Annotated in this window: 18 protein-coding genes; 10 read left to right on the forward strand and 8 right to left on the reverse strand. The window is 69.1% G+C overall.

All coding sequences use genetic code 11. From position 1 onward, the window contains the following. Positions 1–20: 20 nt before the first annotated feature. Complete coding sequence (locus tag ABZY45_RS13975; RefSeq protein ID WP_356739534.1) at positions 21–491, reverse strand: NUDIX domain-containing protein; 471 nt, start codon at positions 489–491, stop codon at positions 21–23. After that, on the reverse strand, positions 488–667 hold the full coding sequence (locus tag ABZY45_RS13980) for a hypothetical protein (RefSeq protein WP_356739536.1): 180 nt from the start codon (positions 665–667) through the stop codon (positions 488–490). The genes ABZY45_RS13975 and ABZY45_RS13980 overlap by 4 nt, the downstream gene beginning before the upstream one ends. A gap of 465 nt (positions 668–1,132) precedes the next feature. On the opposite strand from ABZY45_RS13980, the gene ABZY45_RS13985 reads away from it, so the two are divergent. Both ABZY45_RS13985 and ABZY45_RS13990 read left to right on the forward strand, forming a co-directional pair. Then, on the forward strand, positions 1,133–1,669 hold the full coding sequence (locus ABZY45_RS13985; RefSeq protein ID WP_356739538.1) for an NUDIX hydrolase: 537 nt from the start codon (positions 1,133–1,135) through the stop codon (positions 1,667–1,669). 539 nt (positions 1,670–2,208) lie between these two features. After that, positions 2,209–2,448, forward strand: a complete 240-nt coding sequence (locus tag ABZY45_RS13990; RefSeq protein WP_356739540.1) for a hypothetical protein — start codon at positions 2,209–2,211, stop codon at positions 2,446–2,448. Here ABZY45_RS13990 and ABZY45_RS13995 read toward each other — a convergent pair. Further along, positions 2,399–3,682 (reverse strand): wax ester/triacylglycerol synthase domain-containing protein, encoded by a 1,284-nt coding sequence (locus ABZY45_RS13995; RefSeq protein WP_356739542.1) that lies wholly within the window; start codon positions 3,680–3,682, stop codon positions 2,399–2,401. The two genes, ABZY45_RS13990 and ABZY45_RS13995, sit on opposite strands and share 50 nt — an antisense overlap. 180 nt (positions 3,683–3,862) lie before the next feature. Next, the gene (locus ABZY45_RS14000; RefSeq protein ID WP_356739544.1) at positions 3,863–5,341 is read right to left on the reverse strand and encodes a pyridoxal-dependent decarboxylase; all 1,479 of its coding nucleotides are present in this window, start codon (positions 5,339–5,341) and stop codon (positions 3,863–3,865) included. A 41-nt stretch (positions 5,342–5,382) separates the two neighbouring features. Here ABZY45_RS14000 and ABZY45_RS14005 point away from each other — a divergent pair, with 41 nt between their 5' ends. From ABZY45_RS14005 to ABZY45_RS14015, 3 genes are all read left to right on the forward strand, one after another. Beyond that, the gene (locus tag ABZY45_RS14005; protein ID WP_356739546.1) at positions 5,383–6,408 is read left to right on the forward strand and encodes a hypothetical protein; all 1,026 of its coding nucleotides are present in this window, start codon (positions 5,383–5,385) and stop codon (positions 6,406–6,408) included. 124 nt (positions 6,409–6,532) lie between these two features. Next, the gene (locus ABZY45_RS14010) at positions 6,533–8,587 is read left to right on the forward strand and encodes an MMPL family transporter (RefSeq protein ID WP_356739548.1); all 2,055 of its coding nucleotides are present in this window, start codon (positions 6,533–6,535) and stop codon (positions 8,585–8,587) included. 596 nt (positions 8,588–9,183) lie between these two features. Beyond that, positions 9,184–9,312, forward strand: coding sequence for a hypothetical protein (locus ABZY45_RS14015; protein ID WP_356739550.1), 129 nt, complete (start codon positions 9,184–9,186; stop codon positions 9,310–9,312). Between the two features lie 8 nt (positions 9,313–9,320). Here the strand turns inward: ABZY45_RS14015 and ABZY45_RS14020 are convergent, their stop codons facing one another. Beyond that, the gene (locus ABZY45_RS14020) at positions 9,321–9,452 is read right to left on the reverse strand and encodes a hypothetical protein (RefSeq protein ID WP_356739552.1); all 132 of its coding nucleotides are present in this window, start codon (positions 9,450–9,452) and stop codon (positions 9,321–9,323) included. Positions 9,453–9,543: 91 nt separating this feature from the next. Further along, a complete protein-coding gene (locus ABZY45_RS14025) occupies positions 9,544–10,503 on the reverse strand; it encodes a helix-turn-helix domain-containing protein (protein WP_356739554.1) in 960 nt (319 codons plus the stop codon). Between the two features lie 147 nt (positions 10,504–10,650). Here ABZY45_RS14025 and ABZY45_RS14030 point away from each other — a divergent pair, with 147 nt between their 5' ends. Next, positions 10,651–11,547 (forward strand): NAD-dependent epimerase/dehydratase family protein, encoded by an 897-nt coding sequence (locus ABZY45_RS14030; protein ID WP_356739556.1) that lies wholly within the window; start codon positions 10,651–10,653, stop codon positions 11,545–11,547. Between the two features lie 1,228 nt (positions 11,548–12,775). Here the strand turns inward: ABZY45_RS14030 and ABZY45_RS14035 are convergent. Further along, on the reverse strand, positions 12,776–13,192 hold the full coding sequence (locus ABZY45_RS14035) for a peptidase inhibitor family I36 protein (RefSeq protein WP_356739558.1): 417 nt from the start codon (positions 13,190–13,192) through the stop codon (positions 12,776–12,778). A gap of 269 nt (positions 13,193–13,461) precedes the next feature. Here ABZY45_RS14035 and ABZY45_RS14040 point away from each other — a divergent pair, with 269 nt between their 5' ends. The 4 genes from ABZY45_RS14040 (at position 13,462) to ABZY45_RS14055 (ending at position 20,676) form a co-directional block, all read left to right on the forward strand. Beyond that, positions 13,462–17,583 (forward strand): hypothetical protein, encoded by a 4,122-nt coding sequence (locus ABZY45_RS14040; RefSeq protein WP_356739560.1) that lies wholly within the window; start codon positions 13,462–13,464, stop codon positions 17,581–17,583. An 830-nt stretch (positions 17,584–18,413) separates the two neighbouring features. After that, positions 18,414–19,109 carry a transposase gene (locus ABZY45_RS14045; protein WP_356739562.1) on the forward strand — a complete coding sequence of 232 codons (696 nt, stop codon included), beginning with the start codon at positions 18,414–18,416 and terminating at the stop codon, positions 19,107–19,109. A 349-nt stretch (positions 19,110–19,458) separates the two neighbouring features. Then, positions 19,459–19,620, forward strand: a complete 162-nt coding sequence (locus ABZY45_RS14050) for a hypothetical protein (RefSeq protein ID WP_356739564.1) — start codon at positions 19,459–19,461, stop codon at positions 19,618–19,620. A gap of 492 nt (positions 19,621–20,112) precedes the next feature. Continuing rightward, positions 20,113–20,676 (forward strand): SMI1/KNR4 family protein, encoded by a 564-nt coding sequence (locus tag ABZY45_RS14055; protein WP_356739566.1) that lies wholly within the window; start codon positions 20,113–20,115, stop codon positions 20,674–20,676. Positions 20,677–21,068: 392 nt separating this feature from the next. Here ABZY45_RS14055 and ABZY45_RS14060 read toward each other — a convergent pair whose 3' ends face one another. After that, a complete protein-coding gene (locus tag ABZY45_RS14060) occupies positions 21,069–21,239 on the reverse strand; it encodes a hypothetical protein (RefSeq protein WP_356739568.1) in 171 nt (56 codons plus the stop codon). Positions 21,240–21,258 lie beyond the last annotated feature (19 nt).

Genomic DNA, 21,258 nt, shown 5'->3' on the forward strand with positions numbered 1-21,258 from the left:
AACCTTGCCGAAGAATCGCTTCACTTGCTGCCTCCCTGCGTCGGCCAGTTCAGAGCCCGGTAGGACGGGCCGTGGGTGATCATGTGGAAGATGGCGGTGGTGTACGGGTGGCAGTCCGGCGGGGGCTTCTCCATCGACACCCAGAACAAGCCCTCGTGCTTGTCCGGCTCGGCATTGTGCGGCTCGCCCGCCCACGATCGGGCGACGAAGACCGCGGTGATCCGGTCCGGGCTGTCAGCGGATTCATGGTGGTGAATGAGGCCGCAGAACTCCTGTTGCTCGGCGCTGATGCAGACCCCCGTCTCTTCTCCCGCTTCGCGCCGCGTTGCGTGGTCGAGCGGTTCGCCGGCTTCCAGATGACCGCCCACAACGGTGAGTTGTCCCGGTGCGAGCGCCGCCCTCGGTTTGCGACGTACGCACAGGGTTGCGCCGCTTGCGCGGAGCAGGACTTGGGCCACGCCGGCGATCAGCAGGTGAGGCGCGTGGCTCACAGGCGGCCCTCCTGTAGCAGGCGTTCGACGGTGCGCAGGCCGCGTGCGGTCACGAGCGGGTCTCCGTGCCGAGGACCGTAGGCGAGAGCGCTGGCGGCGTCAGGCTCTGCGAGGGGGCCCAGCACGCTCTCCACCCAGGCGTGGAGGGGGGAGGGAAGACGAGTGGAGTCCGTCATGCGAGGTACCTCGTATCCGGTCGTGCTCCGTTGTAGAGCAGGGCGGCGCGATCGGAGGCGAGGTGAAGGCTGACGCCCGAGGAGGCAGCGGTGCTTTCGAACGCAGGATGAACGAGCGCAAGGCGGCGTACGGGATGCATGTGGGCTCCTCGGGGGATGCGGACAGGTGATCGGGTAACGGCGGGTCTGCTGTCGCCGTAACGGGTGGGGGCGGGCGAAATTTGGAACCTGATTTCGAATAGCGGGTCCTCTCCTTTTGTGGTCGGGTGAGGCGGGCTGTGATGCTGTGTTCGATCACTCGTGTGGGTTGCGGTACCTCCTGCGGGGGATTGCCGGGGGCCGCCTGGTCGGTCATGGCGTGGAGAAGTCCGGGCGGAGGGCGATGGTGTCGCGAAGGAAACTGCGTTTCAAGTAAAAGTGTGCTCGGCCGCCCAGCCGTGACTGGCGAGGTACTCGCAGAGCTAGATGTCGATCCGCTTCATCTCGATGAGGACCTCGTCCTGGTCGTGGTCGAGGATGCTGCGCGAGCGGAGATACTCCAGCTCGCACTGGGAGGCACGGGCCCGGCTGGAGGAAGCGCGCCGGCACCCGATGGATCCGCTGGCGGCCGGGGTATGGGTCACCGACCCTGCTTTCGAGCACGTCCTGCTGGTCAAGCACCGCGTGCGCGGATGGGTGCCGCCCGGCAGCAAGGTTGAGCCGGGCGAGGCGCCGCGTGCGGCGGCGCCACGAGAGCTGCTGGAGGAGACCGGCCTGCGCAGCGAGTTGCTGCCCGAGCCCGCAGCCGTGGCGGTGCGTTCCTACCGGGCCGACTGGTCTCCGACGCTGGGCCTGTCCTATGCCGCGGTCGCCGAACGCGACGTACCGCTCGCCGGGGAGCAGAACCAGCCGGCGGCATGGTTCCGTCTGGTGGGCGACTGGGACAGCGTCTTCCCCGAGGACCGCGAGCGGATCCGTGCGCCGTCTGGCAGCCGGCCGGACGGTCGGCTCCCGCTGAGGTAGGCCGCTGGTCGCCGTTCACAGGCCGGCCTCGATCCGATCGAGGTCGGCCGAGGGCAGGGTGACACGCTCAAGGTCGTGCAGGAAGCGGCACCACACCGGCTCCAGGCCGGGCTCGCACTCGAACTCTATAAGGTCCAGGCCCCCGTTGGCGTACGCGGCGGTGCGCAGCGCGTGCTGCTGCAGCTGGTCGGGGTGGATCCACTGAGGGGAGCGGACCTCACGGGCCGAGGGGCACAGCGACCCGGAAACCTCGGCCTGGAAGATCCACCAGTGGTGGCCGACCGGGCCGCTGGGCGTGCGGCGGCAGCGGTTGGGCCGCCACTGGTCCAGCAGCAGGTGCAGGTGGGTGACGGTAGTCCCTGTCGCTGGCGCTTCACGAGGCGGGCAGCGTAGCCGTCGGCTCCGTCCTCGCCTTTGCTGCCACTGCCGGCGGAGACGAGGAAGGTCAGGCAGTTCTGGAGTGGATCACCCGGACCGGTCTTGCCCGCCGGGACACCGTTCTTCCCGGTGAGTAGCCGTACCGAGGGGTCAGTCCAGCGTTGTCCGGCCGAGTCCTGACGGCCATGGGTCCGTACCTGCGGGCCTATGACCGGCTGGCCTACGCATCGGCCTCACGGCGGCCCCGGCTGAAACTCCTGGCCCTCAACGACCTACGGCAGCGGGCGGCGCGCGTGCCGGCGCAGCTGTGGCCGTCGTGGGCCATGAGGCTGGCCAAGTACGTCCCGGCCGTCACCGCGCTGGCCGAGCGTGGGCATCCGAAGGTCGTCGGGGTTGCGTGAAGGTGACTTCGAGCGCGTCGAGTTCGGCGAGCCAGCGGGTGGGAAGTTCGTCGATGCCGGGCAGGCTGGGATCGGCGACGACGGCCAGGTACGCCGTTCCGGCGTATTCGCCCAGGCAGACCGACAGGTGATGTCCTGCGGGCAGGAACATCAGCGGCAGCAAGGCCTCGATGCTACGGCCGTCGAGTTCGAGAGGATGTGCGGGACCGGGGACATGCGTGACCACCATAGTGGTGCGCCGCGGGTGCAGGATTCGTGCCAGGGCTCTGCCGTGCCAGCGCGTGGGCAGGACGTCGAACAGAACATCCGCGTCGGGATCGCGGCGGCTGGTCAGGATGTTCGCGGTGGCCTCGTGTGTGGCGGCCAGGCGCTCGGCGGCCGTGGGCATGTGGCAGGGCAGGATCACGGGGACGCCGCGGTGGAAGTTGCCCAACGCGGTGCTCGTGCTGCTGCGCCGGGTGTTGAGGGGGACGATTGCCCGCACGGTGCCTGTGGCGCGGTCGGGCAGAGTGGGGCGCAGGGCGCCGGCGAGGGCGGCCAGGTAAACGTCGTTGAGGCTCGTGCCGGCCGTCCGCGCGATGGCCTTCATACGGGACAGTGGGGTGTGGACCCACAGGCGCCTGAGTGGGCCGGTGGGGGCCTGGCCGCGCGTGGGGCCGAGGCTGATGGTGCGCGCGGGCAGCGCGAGGCCGGCGACCGCGCGTGCCAGGGCTCGCACGCGTCCGCTCGTCCAGGAGGGCGAGGGCGCGGGAGGTGTGCGGCGGTGCGGGAGGCGGGGTTCTCGCACCGCGGCGAGCATGATGCCAATCAGGGACATGCCGTCCAGGAGGCCGTGGTGGGCGCGAAGGAGCAGGGCGAACTCATTGTCGCGGTGGCCGTGGAGCAGGGTCATGCCCCAGGAGAGGTCCGTCAGCGGCCGGGCACAGACGCGCTCGATCGCCGCGTGCAGCGCGACGTCGCCGCCGTGCGCGGGCAGCGTGACCTCCTGGAGGTGCTCGGCGGGTTCGGCCGGGCCCTCCGCGTTCGCGCCCCGGAGGCGGCCTCGGTCGCGCAGTGGCGGGTGGGCGACCCGGACCAAGTCGATCAACGCGTGCAGCTCTGCGGTCGAAGGGGCGGGGCCGGCGATGACGGCAACCCCGCCGATCTCCATGCTCGAGTGCGGGTGTGCTGCCGCGTAGTCGAACCAGCGTTCGCCCGCCATGGCCGCGTCGGCCGCGCCGTCATGATCGTGCACGGGGTTCTCCGCTGAAGGTCGTTCGCGTGGCGGGGACGTGGGCCGTGGGCTGTGTGCCCGGGGGCGCGTCATGTCCCGGGACGCGGCATCGACGGGGGCCGATGCGGCCGGACCCCACGTGCCGGCGTCCAGGGTCCGCGGCCTGCCGGGGTGCGTGGTGCTGTAGGCCGCACTTCCTGGTCACCGGGCGCCTACCGGGGGCGTCGGCCTTGCTTTGGGCGACGCGGGCCGGTCGTCGGGGATCGAGGCGGCGGTCTCGCGTACCACCGCCCAGGCGTTGCGTACGGACGTCTGGGATGCCAGTCGTGAGCCCAGGGCTGCGCGCAGGATGTAGCGGCCGTCCACGGTGTTGGGGGTCACCAGGATCTGATGGGTGGCGTCGAGCTCGGTACGCAGTCGCTCGGTGCGGGCGTTGTCACCGGCCAGGCGGAAACACACCAGTCCGAGTGAGTGCGAGACCAGTTCGAAGCCGGGGGTGTCCCGGACCAGACTGGCCAACAACGCAGCATGGGAGAGCTGTTCGCGGATGTGCGCGCGCAGGCCCTCGACGCCGTGGGTGCGCAGGACGAACCACAGCTTCAGGGCACGGAAGGGGTGCATGAGGGGCACCTGCCAGTCCCGGAAGTCGGTGACGTCACCCGAGTCGCTGGCCTGATTGCGCAGAAAAGGCGGGCGGATGTCCATGGCGGCGGTGAGGCTGTGGCGGTCGGCCACCCACATCGCGTCGCAGGGCGGCCCGGTGAGCAGCCACTTGTGGCAGTTCACGGCGTAGGAGTCGGCGTGCTCGACACCCTCGTTGATCCAGCGGTTCTCCGGGCAGATGGCCGCCGACCCGGCGTAGGCGGCGTCCACGTGCAACCAGACCCCAAACTCCCGGCATACGCCGGCGATATCGGCGACCGGGTCGATGGCGCAGGTGCCCGTGGTGCCGACCGAGACGACCACGATCGCGGGAACGACGCCCGCGGCGCGATCGGCTGCCAGTTGCTCGCGCAGGGCGCGGGGGTCCATCGCGCAGGTGCCCGCCCTGGTGGAGATCAGGGTCGGTTCCCCCAGGCCGGCGATGCGCGAGGCCTTGGGGACGCAGGAGTTCGCCTGGTCGGTGCAGTACAGCCTGTAGCGCCCCTCGGTGCCGTGCTCGCGCCAGCGCCCGCTTGAGGCTCGGTACAGGCCGGCGACTGCGGCCACCAGGACCGCTGAGGACGCTGAGTCCTGCAGGACCCCGCCGCCGTCCCCGGTGCTGAGGAACCGCTCCGGCAGGCCCAGCGCGACCGCGAGATGGTCCAGGACCGCTTCCTCGAGTTCGGTGGCGGCCGGGCCTGTGGACCACATCATGTGCTGGACCGCCAGGCCGGAGGCCAACAGCTCGCCCACCACCGACGCGGGGCTGGTCTGGGTCGGGTAGTAGCCGAGGAACGACGGGTGCTGCCAGTGCACGAGACCGGGCATCACCACACGCTGTACATCGGCCAGGACCTCCCGGATCGGCTCGCCGTGTGCCGGTACGCAATCGGGCAGCATCGCACGTACGTCCCCGGGGCGGAGGTCCGGCGTCACCGGCAGGCGTTCCTCTCGCAGGTCCTTCCAGTAGCCCTCAAGGACCGCGGCGACCTCCCCGATTGCGCTGCGGAACGAATCATCACCAAGAGTCACTGACATGCCGGGTAACATACCGCATAAAAACTAGTGAAATGGCCCAGATGACAAGCGAATCCGTGTTGTGGCTCGCTCCGCCGCAGCACTTGCCCCACAGCCTGGCGGCCCTGCGCGAAGCCACGAACCGGCGTGACCGCCACCACACACCGCCCGACCACCCTCGGATCCCCGAACGAGATCCCCGCGAAGCTGTGTTCGACGAATACTTCGCGGTCTCACGCTGTGCCTGCGCCCCCGCGCCCCTGCTGATCGGCGCCCTCGACGACACCCTCGCCGCAGTGCGGGCCTTCTCCCGCCACCCGGACGGATCTTCGACGGAGCCCGACCTCGATCTCGCCGCGCACGCGGCCGGGCTGGACTCACGAACGGACAATCGCGAGCCCAGGACGCAGGCCACGGTGCACCAACGCTGGATTCAGGGACACCGGCTGTTCTTCGCCCTCACCCAGGCGACCGTCGTCGCCCTGCGACACGCCCTTCGCGCTCCCTCGCCCGCAAGTTCCGCCCTCGGCCTGGAAACCGCCGCTCACTTCCTGCGCGCCAGCGCGTCCGCCCTGCGCATCACCGCGTCCTTCGACGCACAGGACTACCACGACACCGTCCGGCCCTCCATGGCCCCACCGCAGGCTCCCCCGGGATTCTCCGGCCTCTGGTCGGCCGATCACCGCGTCCTGGTGCAGAGCCTGCGCGAGTGGGGTCTGGCCGCACCGGCGAAGTCCTCCACCCTGCGCCCCGCCCACAGGCGCCTGGTCGAGGTCCTGACAGAGGTCCACCACGCCCACGTAGGCGTCTGCTCGCGCTTCGTCGGTTCCGCACCCTCCCTGCTCCGCGGCGCGGAACCGGGGGTGCGGGTTCTGGACCGCCTGTGCCAACGGCGCCGCACCGCTCTGGACGCCGCGCCCGCCGCCAGGCCGGCCCAACTGCCCCAGTCCACGACGAAAACCTCACCCTTCACCACTGAACGCAGCCTTGACGCGCCCGCAACAGGCCGGGAAAACCGGCTCGGTCCGGCCGCTTCGGCCAGCCTTCCGGCCACAACCAACAGCACTGCTGTGCGGGTTGCTCGTTAGTGCAGGCATGCCAGTACGCAGAGAGAGCGGGACAGCAAGGCGGCCGTGGTCGGCGTCCCGGGCCTGGAGGGTGGCGGCATGCGCGGCGGTTGCGCTGGTCGTGGCCCTGCTGAGCCTTCCCGCGATGTCCGACGCTTTCGGCGCCGGAGGGACCATCGCCACAGGCACCGAGTCGGCCAAGGCTCAGAAGCAGGCTGAGCTGTTGGGCGTCGGCACCCCGGATCTCGTGCTCGCCCTGACGATGCGAGACGGGGGCGTCCAGCCGGCGGATGCAGCGGGTGCCGGTGCTGTTGCCCGTGTGCTGGCGCACGAGTCTGGTGTGCGTACGGTGCGGTCCGCTGCCACGGGAGACCCGTGGCTGAGTTCGCGCGACGGGCGCACCGGATTGGTGACGGTTTCGCTGTCGGGCAGCGACGGGGACCGCAAGGAATCGGCGCTGCGTCTGGTGCCCAAGGCGCGTGCGGCTGTCCCAGAAATGCGGGTGGATGCCAGCGGGCCCTCATGGGCGACAGCCGAGATCGACCAGCAGGGCGGGGGCGATCTGCTGAGGGCCGAACTCTGGGCGGCGCCGCTCATCGTGCTTCTCCTGCTGCTGACCTACGGTTCGTGGGCTGCGGCCGCGCTGCCGCTTGTGGTCGCGGTGCCGGCCGTCGTCTGCTGTGCTCCATTGCTGGGCCTGCTGGCCCACGTGACTGATGTGTCCGCGTTCGCGGTCAACGCGGCCGCGGCCATCGGCTTCGGCCTGTCGATCGACTTCACCTTGTTCGTCCTGGCCCGCTACCGCGAGGAGCACGCCAAAGGCATGCTGCGCCCCCGAGCACTGGAAGTAGCTCTCGATACATCGGGGCGCTGCGTGCTCTGTTCGGCGGTAGTGATCTCTTCATGCCTGGTAGCGGTGGCCACCATCCCCGTTCCGCTGCTGCGCGCGCTGGCTCTTGCGGGTGTGGCGGTGACACTGCTGGCCGCGCTGGCCGCATTGACGGTACTGCCGGCCGCGTTGACGTTGCTGGGTGACCGCGTCGATGGCGCCGACCCGCTGCGCCGGCTGCGCCGGGATCCCATCGGGGGCCCCAGCCGGTTCTGGCGGGAGCTCGCTCGCCGTGTCACCGACCGGCCTGCGGCGGCGGGCGTAGGGGCGCTGGCAGTGCTGGTCGTGATGGCTTGGCCGGCAATGGATCTGCGGTTGGGTGCGATCGACGAGCGGACACTGGCACCGACGGCCTCGTCCGCCGCTGCCGCCGCAGACGTGCGCGGCCGCTTCGAGGTATCGCCGGAGCGAGTCCAGGTGGTGGTGTTGGAACGGCCGGACGCGAACCTAGCGAACTACACGGCCGCCGTGGCCCGGCTGCCGCATGTGGGTGCGGTGCGCCTTGTACCGGCCTCTGCGGCGGGCGGGCCCGGACAGGCCAAGCAAGAGCGGCGCCCGGCAGTGGTGCTGGTGGCGGCAACGGTGGGACCCGACACGCCCCAGGCCGCGCGCTTGGTCGATGCTTTGCGGAAAGCTCCATCGCCGGGCCCGATACTGGTAGGTGGTCGGGCCGCGCAGATCACCGACACCACGGACGCGGTGCGCGGCGCTCTGCCATGGGTGGCGGTGGCGATGTGTGTGTTCTTGCTGACCGCGCTCACCGTATTCACCCGCAGTGCGATGGCACCGCTGAAGGCGCTCGCGGTGGCCGTCATCAGCTTGGCCGCCGGGCTCGGATGGATCGTGTGGATCTTCCAGTCCGGACACGGGGCCAACGTGCTGGGCGGGTTCACGGTCACTGGCTCCCTTGACGCAAGTCTGCTGCTGTTCACCCTGGCCGTGGCGTTCGGCCTGTCCCTCGACTACGAGGTCTTCCTCCTCGGCAGGATCAGGGAGGAGTTCGACCGCGGCCTGGACAACCAGACGGCCATCGTCACGGGCATCTCTCGCACCGGCCGGTTGATGACCTCAGCCGCAGCGGCTCTTGCCATCTCCACCGCTGCCATCGCGACCTCCCACGTCACCATCCTCAAACTCATGGGTGCGGGCATCGCCTCCGCGGCGATCCTCGACGCGATCCTGGTCCGAGGAATCCTCGTCCCCGCCGTCATGACACTTCTCGGTCCCGTCAACTGGTGGAGACCCGCGCCCATCGGCCGACGACGCCGCCGCGGCCCGCGCACCGAACCCAGTGAAGCCGTGGCAGGCTGACCACCTCCGCCACCCGGTCACGGCGATCGGTAACCGGCCTCGCGGGTGACAGAGACTGCCTACCTGACAACTAGTCGCCAAAAACCAAGAGGCTTGCGGCTCGTCTTGCGTACGGCCCGCGGGCCCTCCTCGCAACGCCACTGTGTAAGACGCAGATCGTCGTTGAACGGCTTCGTGGGCGATCGTCCGCGCACCGCTGGCTCCGCCGACAGTGAGTCGAAGACTCGTACCTCACCGGGCGCGGAGACACGTGCTTCCCGGCTCCTGGGTGACCTCGCGGCGCTCAGGATGGTGCCTCAGTAGCAGAGCCTGCTCGCGATGACAGTTGCTGCCCTACGGGCGCAAAGGGCGCAACATGGCCGACGATCGCCGTTTGGGGTAGCCGGGGATCGTGACGACCATTTGAAGCTGACCCCATCCCCTGATGATCCGGGCGCGTGGCGCCGATCGGCCCGGACAGGGTGTGCGTCCGCGCAAACTGTGACGAACGCTCGGTGCCAGGGGCCGCCACCCCGGGCGATGGTGACCACGTGGCCGCGCTCGATGCCGCCCTCCTCCGAGCAGCCGGGGGGCCGGTTCCAGGGGACCGGCCCCCTGTGACCTGGACCATCACCTGGACCGCGCCCGCCCTCAACGACGGCGGCCGGTTCACCGAGACCCGCGTCACGCAGTTCACCGCCGACGTCGGCCCCGGACTCCTATCGCTGACCCACGGTGCAAAGTAGCGGGGTGATCACGTACTCGCCGCCGCGGTGGTCTGTTCGTTGTGGCCGCGCAGCATGCGCATGACAGAGGCCGGCGAGGGGTGCTGGCCCTTCTTCTTGGCCGTGATGATGACGAGCTTGGCGGCGATGAAGCAACACATGCAGCACGATCTGTCCAGGTCGGTCGCCGCAGGGCGGGGCGTTTCACAGGCGACCACCTATGAAACACCAGGTCGGGACCGAGTCACGCGGTCACTGACCGGGTCTCACGCGCGGGCGGCGGAAGGCGCCCCGGTAGGCGGCCGGGGTCATGCCGATCTGGCGGCTCAGGTGCTGGCGGAGGGACTCGCCGGAGCCGAGGCCGCTGCGGTCGGCCACCTGGTCGACGGTGAGGTCGGTGGTCTCCAGCAGCTCGCGAGCCCGCAGCAGCCTTTGCTGGAGCAGCCATTGGAACGGGGTCACACCAGTCTCAGCGGTGAAACGGCGGGTCAGGGTCCGCACACTGATCTTGGCTCGGCCGGCCAGGTCGCGCAGGGAGATCGGCTGGTCCAGGTGCTGGAGTGCCCATATGCGGGCCGCGTCCAGTGAGGAGTCGGTCTCGGCCGGGAGTGGGGTCTGTACGAACTGCGCCTGCCCGCCGTGGCGGACCGGGGTGACGACGGCGGCACGGGCCGCCGCGTTGGCCACGGCCGCGCCGTAGTCGGAATTGATCAGGTGCAGGCACAGGTCGATCCCGGCGGCCGAGCCGGCACCGGTGATGATCAACCCGTCCTCGGCGAACAGCCGGTCGGCGTCCACCCGCACCGAAGGGAAGGCGCGCTGCATTTCCTCGGCCAGGCCCCAATGGGTGGTGGCGACACGGTCGTCGAGGAGTCCGGCTTGGGCGAGGACGAAGGCGCCGCTGCAGATCGAGGCGACGCGCTTGCCCGCGGCCGCCGCCACCCGCAAGGCGTCCAGGGCGGCCGGCTCGGCGTCGTGCCGGCTGCCGGTCGAGGGGACGATCACCGTGTCCGCCGCCGCGACCGTCTCAAGGCCGTGCCGGACCACCACCTCGATGCCGCCGGAGGCGCCGATCACGCCCGGCGTGGCGGTGCACACCTTCACCTCATAGCCGGGACGTCCGTTGAGCTCGGCGGCGCCGAGCAGCGTGGACGGCATGGACAGGTCGAAGGCTTTGACCGCGGGTACGGCCAGGACGGCGACACGATGCATGGCTAGATCCTTGGAGGTCATGGCTTTCGGGCCACTAACCTACCCTGCGTCCGCACGGCAGAGTTGGGGGTGCGGACGGGCCCTCCGTGCACCACGTTTCCCCTTCGGGGAAGCGTTCCATCGCTGAAGGTGAACGGAGAAAAGACCATGGGTGGATCAGTCGTCATCGGGGCAGGTGCGACCGGGGTCGCGACCGCCAGGCAACTGGCCGAAAGCGGCCAGCGGGTCCGCCTCATCACCCGCAGCGCCAGTGGTCCCGACCACCCTGCCATCGAACGGGTCGCCCTGGACGCGGGCCGCGCTGACGAGCTGGCCGAGGCGCTGGCCGGAGCGGCCACGGTTTTCAACGCCGCCATGACCGCCTACCAGACCTGGCCGGAGACCATGCCGCCGTTGTTCGCCTCGATTCTCGCGGCGACCGAGCGTGCCGGGGCCGACTACGTGATGCTCGGTAATCACTACGGCTATCAGCAGACCACCGGGCCGGTCACCGAGCGCACCCCGATGGCCCCGCACACGCGAAAGGGCCGGGTGCGGGCCGAACTGTGGCAGCGGGCCAAGAACGCGCACGACGAAGGGCGGCTGCGGGTCACTGAAGTGCGAGCCGGCCAGTACCTGGGCTCAGGCGCAGTCTCAGCGTTCACGCTGCTGGTCGCTCCCCGGGTCCGCGAGGGTGAACTGGCTCTCGTCCACGGCAACCCCGATGCCGCGCATTCGTTTTCCTACACCGAGGACGTCGCAGCGGCGCTGGTGGCGGTCAGCGACGACGAGCGAGCCTGGGGACGGGCCTGGCACGCCCCGGTCATCACCACGACCGTGCGTCATGCCGCAACCGAACTCGCCGAACGCCATGGAGCGCCCGAACCGCGGTTGGAGCCGCTCACCGAACGGGACATAACACTGCTGTCCTTCACCGATCCACTGTGGCGGGAGTTCGCCGAGATGAGCTACATGTCCGAGCGTCCGTTCATCGTGGATGACAGCGATATCCGCGACACCTTCGGTCTCAAACCTTCAACGCTCCGCGAAGCGCTGGCGGCCTGATGCGGCGGTGGGCGGGCCGGGGCTCCCGGTCCGCCCACACCTGGACATGAGGTGTGCGAGGTGCTCAACAACTGCCGCACGGTCCCGGACTGCGTAGGCGCGCATCAGGCCGAGGGTCCACGATGCGGCCACGTTCCTCCGAGGCCGGTGAGGTCCTGGAAGCCCTTCATCGCTCCCCCGTCCGCGAGTGGTCGGCGCCATAGGCCGGCCTGCGGGGGCGGGGCACGGCGGCGGTCGGTCCCAGGCCGAGGCGCTTGTCCATGTTCAGGCGGAACGTGCCTTACGGGTTGACGTTGGACCAGAACAGCGTGGTCAGGCCGCGCCGGTCTCGTCCGACAGCTTCTTCGCCCACGCCGGTTCGGCGAGGATCTGCTGCAGCAAGAGTGTGTTGACGTGTACGAGCGCGGACTGCAGCAGATGGCATCTTCATGTGGTCTGCGCGGTGATCCCACCGAAACGCTCTAGACGACCTTCCGTGGGGGGAACTTCCCTCACGGGGGCCCGAGATGCCGTTCGGCAGATGCACACCGCAGACGGGGCCGCACGCAACGCGGTGGCTGTACTGATCTGCATGTGCGCCGACGACAGCCGACCGCCGCATCTCTCGCCGTACCGTTCCTGAGCCGGATCACCACCGACCCCCACCGTCCACACCGCGCTGACGCTCTTGGCGGTCTCCTCCGCTTCGGCCCGCGCGTCGCTCCGGAACCGTTTCCCGCGACGCATTCCTCCTCAACCGCACCGACCCTCAATGCCACGCACCCGACGACTACGACGACTACGGCGTCGAGGTGACCGGCTACCCTGCGGGCCGGTCGGTGGCCGCAGTCCGGGCCGCAATTACCGGGGAACCCGAACCGTACGACGACTTTTGGGCCCCGCTGGCCTGAACGACGAGTGGCCGACCCCCAACCATGGAACCCCGCGCGCCTGTCGCCATTCTGCGCATCGCAGTTGTCCGTCGGCGCCATCTATCGTGCTCAGCCACGTTAAGACTGAGCGCGATAGATGGCGCTTGAGCACGCTACTGAACTTGGTCCGGTGATGTCGGGCTGTTCGCCAGACAGCGGGAAGGTGACCTCGGTAGTCCTCGTTCGGTGAGATATCCGCAGGGCGGCAGCTTGACCGACGTCGAAAGAGACGCTCGGGAGCGAGTCCGGTGCCAGGCCGTGACGTGCTTCGAGGCTGGCGGGAAGAACCGGTCGGGTCCCGCGGAACAGAAGCCCACTCAGGGGCAGTAGAACTGCAACCCGGTCAGCCTGTCGTTGGCGAATTCGCCGGCCCAGTCACCCGTGGCGCCGTACTGATTGCTCGGAGTGAAGTCCAGGTCCGAGTAGTTGTACGGGTCGTCGACGAACTTCACCTGGCAGGTGGAGTTGTTCAGCCAGGAGGACACCTGATTGTTGGCCAGGTCCCCGTTCAGGAAGTGGACGCTGTAGAGGTTGATGTTGCCGGTGGACGGGGTGATGATCGCCTTGGAGCCCGTCCCCCCGCCGTGTTGGTAGAGGCATAGGGCCCAGCCCGGGCAGTCGGCATACGGCGGGTTGGCCGCGGAGGCCGGGGCCGCAGCGGACAACAGCGCCGCACCGGCGACCACGCCCGTCACGAGAGCCGCCTTGAGCGATCTTGTTCCCGATGAACTCATTCCCATGGCTTACCACCTTCTGAACCGCCGGTGCGGCTCGGTCCGGACCGCACGGAGCGACGCTCCGCGACCTTCACGGCAAAGCCTAACCGTGTGTGCCAGGTGGAGGTTTCGGATCGTCAGCAACAAGCCAGACATGAGGTGTTGTGCCCGCGCCGCCAGATCGGATTTGTAGCCTCTCGCTGTTGCCCGCCGCCTCCCGTGGGCAGAAAGCCGCATCCCGCGGCTGAGGAGACGCCGCACCCAGCGGCCCCAGAAAAGAGACCACCGTGTCCCTGCACTTCCTTCACACACCGGGCCGCGCCACCCGGCACAGACCCGGCCCCGGACCCCGGCGCACACTCGTGCAGGCGCTCTGCACCGCGTTGCTCGCCTCCCTCGTCACCCTGGTCGCACCCACGCCGGCGCAGGCCGTCGAAGACGTGACCGAGTCGTCCATCACGTTCAACACCCAGGGCGGCACCCGCTGGGACCTCGTCAGGTCGTCCCTGCTCAAGGCTGCCGACGTGATCGCCCTCCAGGAGACCGTGAAGCCACCGAGCGACTTCACGGGTGAGCAGGTGCTCCTCGACAACAGCACCGACACCACGCAGACCCCGACCGGGCTACCCAGTCTCAAATACCGTGTGAGTGCTGCTCGTTGGGGCAAGCCCAGCACGCGTGCGGCCCCCGGCGTCCTGATCTACCTGAAGATCTTGGACAAGACGGCCTGGGGTCAGACCACCGGCACCGACGATCCCGACACCGGCACCGAGGGCAACACCCAGAAGTCCATGGCCATCTGGCTGAAGGACGCCCCCGAGGACCTCAGCACCCTCGCCCCGAGCATCCGCGTGCTGCCCGCCGCGGACCCCAGCAACAAGTGGATCAGGACACGCCCCGCATTCGGCGTACAACTGGGCGGCACCTGGTACTTCAACATCCACGCCGCGTCGATCCGCTCCGGGGAGACCCCCAACCCGCACGCCGTCGCCCTGATCAACACCATCTCCCAGACCATGGCCGGGCAGAGCTGGCGTGCCCTGGGCGACTTCAACAGTTCCGCCGCTCCCACCCGCGGCCGGTTCCCGAACACCTTCTACGCCACCAGTAACGGCCGCCCCGACGGCCCTCCCGCGACCACCCAGCTCTCCGGCTACGCACTGGACTACATGATCGCCAGTGACCAGCTGGAGAACCTCTCGGTGTCCCTCAACGGCCGCAACGGTACCTCCGACCACTGGCCGGTGCGGTTCGCCCCCGCGGGCGGGCCGACGTGCGGCGACAGCTGGGGCAGTATCACCGTCTACAACCCGGCATCTCGTGCCGCCCGCGCCGCGGGCGACGACTCCTGCGGCCTGCCTCCCGCCGTGGTCTCCATGGGCGACAGCTACATCTCCGGCGAGGGCGGACGCTGGGCGGGCAACGCGGCCGTCTCGGCGGCCGGGTCGGCCTGGGGCACCGACCGGGCGGCGGTGAACTGCAACGCCGACGAGAGCACGTGTGACCACGACGTGTCCCGGGTCTACGGCGACACCGGGTACGACCGGGGCGCCGACGCCTGCGACAGGTCCGACTCCGCCGAGATCCGGGGCCTCGAACTCGAGGGCGTACCGCTGGAGCGGCGCTTCAACATCGCCTGCTCGGGAGCCACCACCGACAACGTGACCACGACCGGGTTCAAGGGGCAGCGGCCCCAGGTCGAGGACCTCCGCGAGATCGCGCAGAACAACGACGTGCGCATGGTGGTGCTCTCTGTCGGCGGCAACGACCTGAAGTTCTCCGACATCCTCCAGGACTGCGTCAAGGCGTACTTCTACCCGTCGGTGTTCAACAAGGGCTGCCGGGGGGCCAAGGAGAAGGAGTTCGCTGAGAGCCTCGGCCCCGTGCGGGCCAAGGTCGTAGGGACGGTCGAGACGATCCGTACGGTGCTGCGTGAGGCGGGGCAGGAGGACGGCACGTACCAGATCGTCCTCCAGTCCTACGCCAACCCGCTGCCGCTGGGCCGTAACTACCGCGACGCGGAGAACGCTCCAGTGCCGCCCGCCAACTACGGCCGTTACATCAACGGCGGCTGCCCCTTCCTCGACGCCGACAGCGACTGGGCGCACACCTCCGTGGTGCCCCGGATCAGTGACATGCTGCGGGGCGCGGCCAACGAGGCGGCTGTCTCCTTCCTGGACCTGCAGAGCGCGTTCGCCGGCCACGAGCTGTGCAGCACGACGACGAGGCAGGCGGATTCGAGCCACCGGCTGACGGCTCCGCTGAGCGCCCACCACGCCGAGTGGGTGCGCTGGGTCCCGTACCTGTTCGAGGGGGCGAAGGACCTGCCGTGGCAAGCCCAGGGCCATCAGCAGGAGGCGATCCACCCGAACCGCTACGGCCAGCAGGCGCTCGCCGCCTGCCTGACGAAGATCGCCGCCCAGCTCGGTGACCACCCGGTGGCCTCCTCCTGCGTGGGCACCCCGTACGCACTGCCCGGCGCCGTGGACGGCTCGGTCGGCAACTCGGGCCAAGACCTCGGGCGTGGCAATCGCCGCGGCCCCGTGGCCGGGCTGCCCGACTGGAGCCGGGCCGGGTACCGCGGCGGTGAACTGCTGCCGTCCGCCGCCGCCCGCAACCCCGACTCCGCCTGCCACTTCGGCCCCTCCGCCCTGGAGTCGCAGTTCCAGGTAAAGGCCGATGACGGGCAGGACGACACGGCGGGCCTCCAGAAGGCCATCGACCGGATCCGTAATGACTGCACCCCGCATGCGAGTCCCGGCCGGCTGTCGGTGATCGAGCTGCCCAAGGGTGTGCTCAACGTCAGCAAGCAGCTCTCCGTAGACGCTTCCTACCTGCTCGTACGGGGTCAGGGAGCGGACCCGGCGAACGGCTCGCGGATCGTCTTCCGCCCCGACGAGAACACGCGGTACGACGTCCTCACCGCCAGGGGCGAGCGCTGGGACCAGGCCGGCATGGAGCACAAGTGCGAGTTCACCACCGGCAACAACGTCGGCACCGGCGGCTGGATCTGGCCGGGCCGCGGCCTGTTCCGGGTCCAGACCAGGGAGGCTGCCGAGAAGTACGCCCGCATCTGTGGCTTCCCGTCCAAGATCCCGGAGAACCGGCGTGACCTCTTCGAGGGGTCGATCAACCAGCACTGGGAGTCGGGGGTCGCCGTCGGCGGGTCCCCCGGCGACGCCAACAACGCCGCGCGCCAGGGCGACCGGGTCGTCCAGCTGAACGCCAACGCGAAGATGGACGCCTTCAAGCCGGGCGGCGACCTGTGGGTGGGCGCGGCCAACAGCCTGAAGTTCTACCAGTCGCAGGAGATCGCGGGCGCCGAGAACGACGGCCGGCTGGAGAACCTGCACATGCGCCAGCAGGTGTTCACCATCACCGCAGTGGACACCGCTAAGCGCACCGTCACCCTCGACAAGCCGCTGGAGTACGACCTCCCGGTGGACTCCACCTCCGACGGCTCGCCGCCCCTGGGGGTGAGCGGCAAGCCGTACGCCAGCAAGGTCACCGCGCTGAAGATGATCACCGATGTGGGCTTCGAGGACTTCTCCTTCACCGAGGACCTGAACGGCCTGCCGAAGCTCCGCGGCGGCACCTACCAGCTCGACCCCGCCCAGGCGGTCCACAACTACGGCAACCTGGCCCCCGAGTACGCCATGCACGGCATCGTCTTCAAGTGGGCCCGCGACTCCTGGGTGCGGGGCGTGCGCGCCGACATGGTCGGCTCGCACCCCGTCGTCACCGAAGTGGCCCGGAACATCCAGATCGAACGGAACGTCTTCGACGGCTCCTGGAACAAGGGCAAGGGCGGCAACGGCTACCTGCGGGGATCACGGGTCTGGGATTCACTGTACGCCTCCAACACCAGCCGGAACCTGCGCCACTTCACCTTCCAGTGGTCGGCGTCGGGCAACGTCGCGATCGGCAACGACTTCGACTCCGACCTCAATCTGCACGGCGGCTGGGAACGCTGGAACCTGTTCGAGAACAACACCGTCCGCGTGCCGTACAACCACTCCTCGGGCGAGTGCGACACCAACTGCGGCGGCGAGGGCGGCGCCGGCGACGACGGCACCTGGTGGCCGATCTACTGGGCCGCCGGTAGCAAGGGCATCGGCTGGTCGGGCTCCACCGGCCCGCAGAACGTCTTCTTCCACAACACCCTGGCCAAACAACGCGCCCCCGGAGGCCCGTACGAGCCCTACCATCCCTACGGCGACACCTCCCGGCTGTACCAGTTCGGCTCCGCCGCAGATGACGCGAGCACCTTCCAGCACCTGAGAAGCGCGGCCGGCCCGATCCAGGACTGGGCCACGAACGAGGGCGTGGACTACTCCCGCGGAGACGGCGTCAACGCTTCCCGTACGGACTCCAGCCCCTCACTGTTCCTGCGCGACTACCGCTCCTGACCCGTGGCGCCCCGGACCACCGCGCCGACCCTGCATCCGCACGGTCCGCTGGGGCGGGTTCGGGGCGCCTTGCGGTCACAGACGACCAACGAGTGCGGGCCTGGGCATATAGGCCGGGCCTGCACCCATGGTGCGCTGTCGACGGCTTGCCGGCCTGGGACTCGTCTCACCCAGGCAGGCTCGTTCAAGCTCGCCAGAAGGGGTGAGAGCGCCCTCACTCTCTGCGACGGCTCCCCAGGATCTGTGACCGAACCCAGTTGCAACGGCGATCAGTGGTCAGGGAGCCCGCGAGTGTTCACGGGAAATGGTTCTGGCTCACTTTCCGTGGAGTGTGCACGCTGAGTGACGGTTGTTGAGCGAATGAGCCCTGGGGAACTTGCCCGGAATTGAGCCGTACCGGATGCGGTGTGGCTGACAGTTCGGCCTGTGGAAGAAGTGGTGCTCCGGCTGGAGGAGTTGCTGTTTCCGTCGATCGCCGATGTCGCGGTGCTGTCGGTCGACGTGAACGACGAGGCGGTACGCATAGAGGTCCGAAGCACGGTGGCTGGGGCCGTCTGTCCCGCCTGTGGGAGCTGGTCACGGCGCGTTCACAGCTCCTACCTTCGCTTTCCCGGTGTTATGCCCAGCGGGGGCAGGCGGGTCGCTCTCTGTTTACGCGTCCGCAGCTTTCTCTGCCCGGTCATCTCGTGCGGGCGACGGAACTTCGCGGAACAGCTGTCAGGGTTGACCCGGTGTTATGGCAGGCGGACCGAGCGGCTGCGGTTGACGTTGGCCGCGGTCGGCCTCGCGCTCGCTGGCCGGGCCGGTGCCGGCTGGCCAGAGTCATCGGAGTGCCCGTCAGCCGCAGAACGGTGTTAAGGCTGGTCGAGGCATTGCCCGACCCTCAGGTTCCGGCACCACGGGTGGTCGGGGTCGATGAGTACGCGACCCGCAAGGGTCCCAACTACGGGACCATCCTGGTCGACGTTGAAAGTCGGCGGCCGGTGGACCTGCTGCCCGACCGGGAGGCGTCCAGCTTCGCCGCCTGGCTCGCGAAACGGCCAGAGATCGAGGTGGTCTGCCGCGATCGCGCACCGTTCTTCGCCGAAGGCGCCGCCGTCCGGGCACCCCAGGCGGTGCAGGTGGCGGACAGGTGGCATCTCTGGCACAACCTGAGCGAGGCCGCTGAGCGATGCGTCGCCGACCACCGGGGCTACCTGCGGGTTCTGACACCCGATCCTGCCCGGCCGGCTTCCGAGCCCGACAAGGTCCAAGACCCGACCGGCTCGCCCTGGCCCACTGGCCATCGCTTCGCCGACCGCACCCGCGCCAAGCACGCGACCGTCCACGAACTGCTGGCCGCCGGGCTCAGCCGGAGGGCGATCGGCCGCCAGCTCCACATGACATCCCGTACCGTGAAGCTCTTCGCCGACGCAGCCACCCCGGAAGACCTCTTCCACGGGCGGTGGCAGAGCCGTCCGTCCAAGCTCGACGCGTTCGAGCCCTGCCTGGATGACCGCTGGAACCAGGGCTGCACGAATGCCTGAACCATGTGGGAGGAGATTGTGCCGCTCGGCTATGAGGGCAGCGACCAGCGCGTTCGCGCCTACTTCCGGGAGAAGTGTCTTTCTCCCGGCCCCGTTACAGCTCGGCCGCCGTCACCTCGTGTGGTCGCCGGCTGGATTCTCCGCCGGCTCGGGTCCCTGACAGCGGCCGACCGCCTTTGGCGCAAAGCTGTCTTGGTCTACTGCCCCGAACTCGGTGCCCTCACCGGTCACGTCCGGTCCTCCGGCCAGATGCTCACCGAGCGCCGGGGCGAACGGCTGCCGCAGTGGCTCGACGCCGTCCGGCAAGACGACCTCCCCAGCCTGCACACCCTCGCCGCCGGCATCGATCGTGACCGCGCTGGACCGCGATGCCGTCATCGCTGGCCTCACCCTGCCCTGGAACTCCGGAGTCGTCGAGGGACACATCAACCGGATCAAGATGCTCAAGCGCCAGATGTTCGGCCGAGTCGGCTTCGATCTCCTGCGCAAGCGCGCCACCACACACCGCTGACATCACACTCAGTCAGCGCTCCACGGAAAGTAAGCCAGAACTCCTTCTGATGGACCGTTTCCGGGCGGCTTGTCGAATGGGCAGTGGTCGCTGATCCGGCCGTTGCTAGTGGCACTGGAGCAACGACTCGCAAAACAGCTGCGGCACGCCGAGTCCCGAAGAACGTCAAGGGCACCCAGGCCAAGCTCGCCCGCCTCGTCGAACTCGGCATCCTCACCGAAGCCGACACCGGCAGCATCGTCAGAAAGCAGCTGCCGAAGCCGCGACCTGCATCCCTGCCACAAGCATCAGCCAGAATCGGACATCCACTCAGAGGTCGCTTTCGTCCGATGTTTCATACCGGGATGGGTTGTTTGGCGGCCTTCTTCGGGTCGCGCCAGGAGGGTCTTCAAGCTCGGCGGGCTCTGCCTGGGCTGGGCTCCGCTGTGTGCCTTCGTATGGTCTGCCGACCTCCCCATGGCTCCCGGCGGGTTCTCCGGTAGCGTCCGTTCCATGGTCACCCTCGATGCGCTTGTCCGTCTCTGCCTGCCGCCGGCTAATCCGCCGCCCGCAGTGGACTGGGCGTATGCCGAGCTGGCCCTCGGTCTGGCTCTGCCCGCCGACTACAAGCAGCTCGTCGAGACGTACGGCGACGGCATCTTCGACGAGACAATCTGGCTGCTCGTCCCCAACTCTGCCTACGGCGACTGTGACCTGCACGCGCAGACGACGGAACGGCTCGGGATCTTGGCCGACTTGTGGGAGTTCGAGGATAAGCCAGCTGGCCTGCAGGAGGCGGGAGCGAAGGTCCTGCCGTGGGCATTCGAGGAGGGCACGGGAGCGTTCCTGTACTGGCTCGCACGGCCCGGTCAGCACCCCGACGAGTGGACTGTGCTCTACAACGAAGGGCGCGGCCCTCTTTGGGAGCACCACAACATGGGGTGCGTCGCCTTCCTGCTGGCGGTGCTCACCGGAACGGCGGAAACGGAGTACTTCGGCTACCTCTACGACGTACTGAAGCCGACGGAGCACCGCTTCGCAACGGCCGACCAGACCATCGGCACGACCGGGCGGTGACCCCGTCGGCCGCTCCCGGCGACCTGGCTCAGTGCTGACGCACCGGGTGTTGGGGCTGCTGCAGGGTTAAAAGAGCGTTTTATCCTGGTGGGTCTGGAACTCGACGGGGTGAGGGAGCGGGCGGCCGGCCTTTGCCGGTGCTGGCGCGGCCCGGCGCCCGGCGCCTCATTCGACGGCGCGACATCACCGGCTCCACGCACCCGGGCAGCCGGGCGGGGCGGTGCGGGTAGCGGGGGCCGGGACGACGTGGGTAAGGCCGACCGATCCGACGGCGCGGGCGGGCCATGAGTACGGTGTGTCGCCCAATGAGTTGATGCCGGGCAGCGCTGCGCCCCGCTGACGTCGTGCTTGTGTCGGCGGGGCGCGATGGTTGGGTCGGCGTACCGGGTTGGTCAGGCGCCGCCATCCCTACGGGCCGCGGCGGCGATCACCTCGGCCAGACGCCGCGACGCTTCCTGCTCCTCCTCGCATCCGTCCTCGGTGAGCGACGCGCAGGCGGAGAGCCGTACACGAGACTCGAGACCGACCTGGTCGTCGAGATCGTCGCCGGGACCGGCCGCCACGGCACCCTGACAGTGGTCC

The sequence above is a fragment of the Streptomyces sp. NPDC006516 genome (genome assembly GCF_040611875.1).
In the GTDB taxonomy this organism is placed as follows: domain Bacteria; phylum Actinomycetota; class Actinomycetes; order Streptomycetales; family Streptomycetaceae; genus Streptomyces.

Excerpts from the sequence above, each read along its gene's own strand:
- ABZY45_RS13980 (WP_356739536.1), bottom strand. The coding sequence starts at position 667 with ATGACGGACTCCACTCGTCTTCCCTCCCCCCTCCACGCCTGGGTGGAG.
- ABZY45_RS13985 (WP_356739538.1), top strand. The coding sequence starts at position 1,133 with ATGTCGATCCGCTTCATCTCGATGAGGACCTCGTCCTGGTCGTGGTCG.
- ABZY45_RS14000 (WP_356739544.1), bottom strand. The coding sequence starts at position 5,341 with ATGTCAGTGACTCTTGGTGATGATTCGTTCCGCAGCGCAATCGGGGAG.
- ABZY45_RS14005 (WP_356739546.1), top strand. The coding sequence starts at position 5,383 with ATGACAAGCGAATCCGTGTTGTGGCTCGCTCCGCCGCAGCACTTGCCC.
- ABZY45_RS14010 (WP_356739548.1), top strand. The coding sequence starts at position 6,533 with ATGTCCGACGCTTTCGGCGCCGGAGGGACCATCGCCACAGGCACCGAG.
- ABZY45_RS14020 (WP_356739552.1), bottom strand. The coding sequence starts at position 9,452 with ATGTGTTGCTTCATCGCCGCCAAGCTCGTCATCATCACGGCCAAGAAG.
- ABZY45_RS14025 (WP_356739554.1), bottom strand. The coding sequence starts at position 10,503 with ATGCATCGTGTCGCCGTCCTGGCCGTACCCGCGGTCAAAGCCTTCGAC.
- ABZY45_RS14030 (WP_356739556.1), top strand. The coding sequence starts at position 10,651 with ATGGGTGGATCAGTCGTCATCGGGGCAGGTGCGACCGGGGTCGCGACC.
- ABZY45_RS14035 (WP_356739558.1), bottom strand. The coding sequence starts at position 13,192 with ATGAGTTCATCGGGAACAAGATCGCTCAAGGCGGCTCTCGTGACGGGC.
- ABZY45_RS14055 (WP_356739566.1), top strand. The coding sequence starts at position 20,113 with ATGGTCACCCTCGATGCGCTTGTCCGTCTCTGCCTGCCGCCGGCTAAT.